The 8055-nt window shown below is 63.0% G+C and carries 8 protein-coding genes; all 8 read left to right on the top strand.

All coding sequences use genetic code 11. From position 1 onward, the window contains the following. The first annotated feature begins 183 nt into the window (after positions 1 to 183). Positions 184 to 2394: a TonB-dependent receptor gene (locus AB7S84_RS15200; RefSeq protein ID WP_428155502.1), complete on the top strand. Its 2211-nt coding sequence runs from the start codon at positions 184 to 186 to the stop codon at positions 2392 to 2394. Between the two features lie 147 nt (positions 2395 to 2541). Beyond that, on the top strand, positions 2542 to 3087 hold the full coding sequence (tsaA, locus tag AB7S84_RS15195) for a tRNA (N6-threonylcarbamoyladenosine(37)-N6)-methyltransferase TrmO (RefSeq protein ID WP_020877228.1): 546 nt from the start codon (positions 2542 to 2544) through the stop codon (positions 3085 to 3087). 303 nt (positions 3088 to 3390) lie between these two features. Beyond that, positions 3391 to 4197, top strand: a complete 807-nt coding sequence (locus AB7S84_RS15190) for a DUF4198 domain-containing protein (RefSeq protein WP_428155499.1) — start codon at positions 3391 to 3393, stop codon at positions 4195 to 4197. 13 nt (positions 4198 to 4210) lie between these two features. Further along, a complete protein-coding gene (locus AB7S84_RS15185; protein WP_428155497.1) occupies positions 4211 to 4543 on the top strand; it encodes a carboxypeptidase regulatory-like domain-containing protein in 333 nt (110 codons plus the stop codon). A 41-nt stretch (positions 4544 to 4584) separates the two neighbouring features. Then, positions 4585 to 4893: a hypothetical protein gene (locus tag AB7S84_RS15180; RefSeq protein WP_428155495.1), complete on the top strand. Its 309-nt coding sequence runs from the start codon at positions 4585 to 4587 to the stop codon at positions 4891 to 4893. Positions 4894 to 4895: 2 nt separating this feature from the next. Beyond that, positions 4896 to 5555, top strand: a complete 660-nt coding sequence (cbiM, locus tag AB7S84_RS15175; protein WP_020877224.1) for a cobalt transporter CbiM — start codon at positions 4896 to 4898, stop codon at positions 5553 to 5555. Beyond that, entirely contained in the window at positions 5548 to 6480 is a 933-nt protein-coding gene (cbiQ, locus tag AB7S84_RS15170; protein WP_428155493.1) for a cobalt ECF transporter T component CbiQ, read from the top strand. The genes cbiM and cbiQ overlap by 8 nt, the downstream gene beginning before the upstream one ends. A gap of 13 nt (positions 6481 to 6493) precedes the next feature. Then, positions 6494 to 8055: ABC transporter ATP-binding protein (locus AB7S84_RS15165; RefSeq protein WP_428155490.1), on the top strand; the 1562-nt coding region annotated here is incomplete at its 3' end.

Raw genomic sequence — 8055 nt, 5'->3', positions numbered from 1 at the left:
CATCATGAAAGTCGACAGTCGCGGTTTCATAACAGCACCTCCACGAAGGACGGCAACAGAAGGTTCGGGCGTCATGTGCCCGAAGGGTTTTCGGAACTTCCTGAACGGAAGGGCCTGAATGCAAAGGCCTGAATGCAAAGGCCTGAATGCAAAGGATAGATGAACTTCATACGGAGGTGTTGAATGAAAAAGAACGGTGTGTGGGCACTGGCCGCTCTGGCGTGCCTGCTTGTGGGAACCCCGACCCTTGCGGCGGAAACGGTGACGCTGGATGCGATGGTCGTCAAGGAGAAAAAACTCGTCACCCCCACCCGGCAAACCCACGAAACGGTGTACACCGGCAGCGAGATCACCCGGGAAGGGATTGCAGCCCAGGGAGCCAAGGCCGCCGTCAGCGTATACGAGGCGATCAACATACTGCCGGGCATCAGCGTGGAGAGCGTCGATCCCTATGGACTGGGAGCCGAGCAGAAAAGCATCCGGGTACGGGGCGTGCGCGGATCTCTCGGCGCCATGACCGTCGCCGGCGTGCCCAACTACGGCGGTAATCCCATGGGGCCGCGGGACTATATCTACGATACGGAGAATTTTGAAGGGATCGCCGTTTACAAGGGCGCGGTGCCGGCGGATCTCGGCACCGGCGTCGGTGCCCGCGGCGGCGCCATCGAGCTTCGACCGCTCTGGCCCGAAACGGAAGCCGGGGCTTTGGTCGGCCAGGGCGTCGGCGCCGACAGCTACAGCCGGACCTTTGTCCGGTTGGACTCCGGGACGCTGCCTGCCGTGAACACCCGCCTGTCGGTTTCCGGATCCTACACCGACGCCGGAAAATGGAAGGGTCCCGGCGACCTCGGCCCCCGGAAAAACTTCAATTTCATGTTGAGCCAACCGATCTCGGACCGGGACGAGGTCCGGTTCCAGCTCAATTACAACAGTCTCGATCAGCACCTTTACAGACCCCTCGCCTATGCCGAGACGCTGGACCTGGACGCCAACCATGACAAAGACTACAATGCGAATCTCACCGGGATCGCAGCCCGGGACATCGACTACTATGATTACAACCGCGGCGACTATGTCAACCGGGACTTTCTGTCCGTCATCCCGTGGACATTTTCCGACCTGTTCAAGCTGACGATCAAGCCCTATTATGCCAAGGAGGACACCGAAATTCTGGGTGGAAGCACCGCCAGGGGCGGCATCGTCCAGAAGCGCATGCGGGACATCGAGCGGTACGGTTTCATTTCCCAGATCGACTCGCGGTTTTCCTGGGCCACGGCCAGCCTCGGCTACTGGTTTGAATCCTCGGACATGCGCATCACCCAGGAGAACTTCAATGCAGCGACGCTGGCGTTCAAGGGATACGGCATGGTCATGGAAAGCGAGGACGACGGCATCGGCCACAGTCCCTATATCAAGCTGGCCGGAAGCATCGGCGGATTCGACTGGCAGGCCGGCCTCAAATACTTTTACTATCGGGACCCTGCCGGCCAGGGGTACACCGCCGCCGCACCGGACTACGAACTGGTGAAAGCCCCGGACCTTTACCGGCAGGAGAAAAGCTACGATGAACTGGAGCCCACGCTGGGTGTCACGTATCTGTTTTCCGAGAACCTCGAATTTCATTCCAGCTATGGGCGCAACCACATTCGTCCCTACGCTTACGTGCCTCTGGTAACCGTCTACAACAACAATCGCGCCGCTTTCCAGGCCGCTGGGGTGACCCTGGACGACATGTTCAGCGGATACGACATGGAGATTACCGACACCGTCGAGCTGGGAGCCCGCTTCCGCACCGAACGGATGGAGTTCCTGCCGACCCTTTTCTACGCCAAACATAAAAATCTCCTGAGCACGATATTCGATCCGCGAATAGGGCCCAACGGCGTGAACTATCAGCAGAATGTCGGGGAAGCCACGGGTTGGGGCTTCGACGTGGAAATGAACTTCTTTTTCGGGGAGCATGTCATCTTCTTTTTAAACCCCTCCTATACCGACCTCACCTATGACGACGACCTGATCTTTGCGGAAGCGACCTTGGACACCGAAGGCAATCAGGTGGTGGATGTCCCCGAGTGGATGGTGAAAAGCGGCCTGATCCTCTCCTGGGGGGACTTCACGATCATTCCCATGCTGCGCTACATGGACGAACGCTACGGCAACCCCGAAAACACGGAGAAGATCGACGATTACTGGGTGGCGGATCTCAAGCTCGGCTACACCCGGAAAAACCTCTCCTTTGCCGACGCCCTGAACGTTTCCCTCGAAGTCATCAATCTCTTCGACGAGGCGTACGTCTCCCTGATCCAGGAGAACGACACCCTTCGGGGGGGCATCACCAGTTATTACGCAGGCGCACCCTTCACGGCGATGCTGACCGTCTCCCTGGATATGTAATTCAACTTTCAACTTTCATGATGGTGACCGGTTACAACCGGCCGATGGAAGTCGAACGTTGAGTATGTAATATGAATGTCGAACGTTGAGTATGTAACCTGTGAAAATGGGCCGACGACCTGAAATTCGTCGACCCGGGAGGACGCGATGAACACTGAAGCAAGAAATGACGCAATTCTGCAGCTCACCCCCGTCGGCGTGGTGAGAAGCCCCATCACAACCCCCATGCTCACGGCCGGAGAATCGGACCTGACGCTGAACGAGCGCATGGACCGGATCAGGGAATATCACCGCCGGGTCAAGGAGACCGTCTCCCGACTGGAGATCTTTCCCCAATGGATCGAGCTTCTGGACGGCATCGAGGGCTTTTCGCATATCCTCGTGCTCTACTGGCCCCACCTGATCGACCCGGCGAGGCGCAACCTGAAAACGGTCCACCCCATGGGGCGGAAGGACCTGCCGCGGCAGGGCATCTTCGCCACCTGCAGTCCGGCCCGTCCCAACCCCGTGCTGGTCTCGGCGGTGCCCCTGGCGGGCCGAAAGGATAACACGCTCGAGGTCAAGGGGCTCGAGGCGGTGGACGGGAGCCCCATCATTGACATCAAACCCTACTCCAAATCCTACCTCCGGGCGGAAAACCTCCGCGTGCCGGCATGGATGGACCGGATCCATCGGGAACTGGAAGATGACTGATCTGGAAGATGACTGATATCGACAAATCTTCAACGAAAACTTAGCGTTATCTCATAACGTCGGATGCAAACGGCAAAGGAGAATTGACTTGACATCCGGAGACGTTTTCGTTAAAGGCTTGGCTCAACTCACGGATTGAAATCCGTTTTTTCCTCGACAGATTCCGTTGTTCCATATCCTGACAACAAGCCACGAAGGCGACGATTTCCCAGGCGATGCCGCTTGAGGAAACCGGCCTTCGTGGCTTTTTATTTGGCAAATCTGTCTGTTATCTTTGAAACCCTATTATGGAAGGAGCTTCGGATGCCCCCATGCAGATCGATGCGAACCCTCATTGCGGCGGCCCTGTTGCTGCTCGCTGCCGCCCCGGCTTTCGCCCATTTCGGCGCCGTCATCCCGTCCGACGACATTGTCGCCCGTGACGACGCCAAAACACTGTCCATCGAGGTCAAGTTCATCCATCCCCTGGAGCAGCACTACATGGAGATGGCCAGGCCCAAGCAGTTCGGCGTGAAGCACGGCGGGCAGAAAAGCGATCTGACGGCCGCCTTGAAGGAAGTCAAGGGCGGCAGCCCGGACCAGACCGGGAAGTTCACCTTCTGGACCGCGGACTACGACATCCGCCGGCCGGGGGACTACACCTTCTTCGTCGAGCCGACCCCTTACTGGGAGCCGGCCGAGGATCTCTACATCGTCCATTACACCAAGGTCTGCGTCAACGCTCTCGGGTTGGAGGAGGGCTGGGACGTGCCGGTGGGACTGGAGACCGAGATCGTCCCCCTGACCCGGCCCTACGGCCTGTGGACCGGCAATCTCTTTACCGGGCAGGTGCTGCTCAAGGGCAAGCCGGTCCCCCACGCCGAGGTTGAGATCGAGTATCTCAACGCCTCCCCCGGGAACATCAGCGTGGTGCTCCCGCCGGCGGACCCGTATGTCACCCAGGTGGTCAAGGCCGATGCCGACGGCATCTTCAGTTACGCCATGCCCAAGGCCGGCTGGTGGGGATTTTCAGCCCTGAACGAAGCCGACTGGACCATCGATCACGAAGGCATGAAGAAGACCGTCGAGATCGGCGCGGTCTACTGGGTGCGCACCCGGGACATGAGATAAGCGGAGGCGCCCAATGAAAACCTCGAGAATCGCCGCGGTATTCATGCTGGTGTCGATCTTCTCCGCAGGGGTCGCCCTGGCCCACAAGGTCAACCTGTTCGCCTACGTCGAGGGGGGAAAAATCCACACCGAAAGCTATTTTCCCGACGGACGCATGGTGGAAGGCGGCACGGTGCGGGTCTTCGACAGCGCCGACACCCTTCTCCTGGAGGGAACCACCGACACCGGGGGGCTGTTCAGCTTCCCCATCCCCAAGGTCGACGACCTGACCATCGTCATCGACGCCGGCATGGGGCACAAGAACAGCTTTCAGCTGAAAAGGACCGAGGTGGAGGCCCGCAAATGAAGGGTTGCGGGTCGGCGCCGTTCCGGGTTAAGAAGCTCGTCATGATCGCGGCGGTGTGCGCCTGCCTGGCGTTCCCGCCGCCCGCCGCCCTTGGGGAGACGCCCGGGACCGATACGGCTTCCCCGGATCTCACGGCCCTCCTCACGGAGCAAAACGCCGCCCTCTCCCGCGAGTTGAGGGGTATCCGGCGGGAGATCGCCGCTTTGAGGGCCGATCTCGACAAGCCGGGTTTCCAGGAGGTGTTCGGCGGTATCGGCTACATCCTCGGCCTCTTCGGGGCCGCCGCCTTCGCGGCGAGCCGGCGCAGGGACCGAAAATCCATCAGCGATACGACACCGCACAGGGATTGACCATGCACATTTCCGACGGGGTACTCCCCATGTCCGTGACCGTCGGCGGCTATGCCGCAAGCGCGGCTCTGGCCGCCTGGAGCGCCCGCCGCACCCGGAGCGAGACGCTGCCCAAGGTGGCGGTGGTGACGGCGGCCTTTTTCGTGGCGTCGCTGATTCACATCCCTTTCGGCCCCACCAGCGTTCATCTCCTCATCCCCGGTCTCGCCGGAGCGCTCCTCGGGCCGTCGGCTTTTCTGGCCGTCGGCCTCGGCCTCCTCCTCCAGAGCATCCTTTTTCAGTTCGGCGGCCTGACCGCCCTTGGGGCCAATGCCCTCATGATGGGGGTGCCGGCCTTGATCTGCGGTGTTTTCTTCCAGAGGCTCAAAGGCCGCACCCGATCACGGCAATCCATTGTCGGCGGTATCGCAGGGGCTTTGGGAACCGCCATGGCCGCGCTCATTCTGGCGCTCCTGCTGGCCGCGGGCGGGGAGGATTTCTTCGGGGTGGCCAAAATCGCCCTGGCGGCCCATGTTCCGGTCATCCTCATCGAAGGGGCGGTGAGCGCATTCACCATCGGCTTCCTGGCCCGGGTGAAGCCCGAGATGCTGGAACCGGTCTTTGCCGGTGGGGCCGACGACACCCATGACACCGCCCCCCGGGATCCATCCGCCCATGGCTGAGGTGGTGCACATCGTCCTGCCCGCCTGGCAGTTCGCCGCAATCCTGGCGGGCCCGTTGATCCTGCTGGCGGCCGCGGCCGCCGGACTTCGGTTCCTGGTCCGCCGGCGCAGCGTGTCGGGTGAGGACAGGGACTGGTCGGTGCCGCCCCTTGCGGATGCCGCCGGCGCGACCCTGTTCCACCGCTGGGATGTCCGCTGTAAAATCACGGCCCTCCTCGCCTACAGCTTTCTGGTGGCGGCCCTCGAACACGTGAAGCCGGCCCTGGCGGCCCTGGCCGTATCGCTCCTGGCCCTGGTTCTGGCCCGTTCGTCCCTTGTCCGCGCCCTGACGCGGCTTCTGGCCGTCACCGGCTTTCTCGTCATGTTTCTGGTGGTGATGCCGCTCTCCGCACCGGCGCTCCCCGGCGACACGGTTCTGGTTATCGACGGCGTGGATTGGCTCGGATTCAACCTGCGCGGCCTTTACAAAGCCCTGGCCATCGCCTGCAAGGGCGTGGCCGTCGCGCTCCTGATGGAGCCCCTCCTGACTACGGCGCCGCTTCCCGTCACCCTTCACGGCCTGACCCGGCTGGGCATACCGGACATGGTGGGACAGATGGTCCTCCTGAGCCACCGGTACCTCCACGTCTTCCGGCACGAGGCCGAGCGCATGGCCGCCGGCATGCGGGTGCGGGGGTTCCGAAAACGCACCGACATCGAGACCCTGCGGGCCGTGGCCAACTTCCTCGGGATGCTGTTCGTGAGGAGCTTCGAGCGGACCGAGCGGGTCTTCGAGGCCATGCGGGCCCGGGGATATCGCGGCCGGTTCCCCGCACCGGAAGAATCGCGGATGCAGGCAAAGGACCTGTTGCTGGCCGGCGCCTGGCTGGCCCTCGGGATCACCCTGATCCTCTGGGACCGATTCTTCCAACAGGGAAGCGGATGAACAAGGAGCGGCGATGATGCACAATCCGACCCCGCCGGTGTTGCGACCGGACCCGAAGCAGACCCTCTTCAGCATCCGGAGGCTGACCTATCGATACGCCGACGGCACCCCCGCCCTCTCGGGCATCGACCTCGACATCGCCCCGGGGGACCGGATCGCTCTCGTGGGGCATAACGGATCGGGAAAGACGACGCTGGTCAGGCAGCTCTGCGGGTTGCTCTCCCCTTCCGCGGGGAGCGTCTCCTACAAGGGGAAGCTCCTGGCCGGGGCCCACCTCGATGCCGCCCGCCTGGAGATCGGCCTGCTCTTCCAGGACCCCGACGATCAGCTCTTCGGCCACACCCTCATGGACGACGCGGCCTTCGGCCCGCGGAACCAGGGCCTGGCGCGAGTGTCGGCGGAGGAGGCCGCCCGCGTCGCCCTCGAGCAGGTGGGGCTGGCGGGAATGGCCTACAAACCGCCCCACAACCTCAGCTTCGGTCAGAAAAAGCGGGCGGCCCTGGCCGGCCTCCTGGCCATGGGCCCCGAAACCCTGATCCTGGACGAGCCCACCACCAACCTCGATCCGCGCCAGGAGGAGATCTTCCTCAACCTGCTCCGGGATTTTCCGGGCACCCTCGTCTGCATCAGCCACGACCTGATCTTCCTCTACGAACTCTGCGACCGGGCCGTGGTCATCGACCGGGGCCGCATCCACCACGATTACACCCTGAAGGAACTCGTCTCCCACCGGGCATCCTTGCGGGAGCACGGCCTCGACTTCTCCTTCCGGCTGGCCCCGGAGACGGCCGACGAAAGCGGGAAGACACCGGGAGGCGTCCCCGCGGCGACGCCTCCCGGAAAGACCGCCCCGGCGCCGGCCCTGGTCTCCCTCCGGGACTTCCGATTCCGCTATCCCGACGGCACCCCCGCCCTCGCAGGGGTCGATCTCGACATCGCATCCGGCGAACGCGTGGCCCTCGTTGGAGAAAACGGGGCCGGCAAGACCACCCTCCTCTCCTGCCTCCTCGGCCTGCGCCGGGGCGAAGGCACGTTTCACTTCGCCGGAGAGCCCGTGACGAAACAGCGGCACCGAACCCTCTGGCGGCGGGTCGGCATGGTCTTCCAGGACTGTGCCGACCAGCTTTTCTGCCCGAGCGTGGGGGAGGAGGTTGCCTTCGGCCTCCGGCGCCTCGGCTGCACCCCCGACGAGACGCGGCAGCGGGTCCGGGAAACCCTGGCGCGGGTTCGGCTGTCGGGATTCGAGGATCGGGTCCCGCTGCATCTTTCCGGAGGGGAGCGCAAGCGCCTGGCCCTGGCCTGCGTGCTGGCCATGTCGCCCGACCTGCTCATCCTCGATGAACCCACCGCCGGTCTCGACCCCGAGGGGGAGGAGCTCCTGCTCCAGATCATCGGCGACCTCGACACGACCCTGCTCCTGGTCAGCCACGACATGTTTTTCGTGGGCGAGTTGACCCGCCGCACCCTGGTCATGCACCAGGGGGTGATCGGCTGCGACGTGCCGACCCGGGAATTCATGCGGGACGAGGCCCTGGGCAGCCTCAACGGCCTCGCCTTCACCTACCGGCGGGACTG

It is taken from the genome of Desulfococcus sp. (genome assembly GCF_050178255.1).
Taxonomy (GTDB): domain Bacteria; phylum Desulfobacterota; class Desulfobacteria; order Desulfobacterales; family Desulfococcaceae; genus Desulfococcus; species Desulfococcus multivorans.
This window is presented reverse-complemented; position numbering and strand designations above follow the sequence as displayed.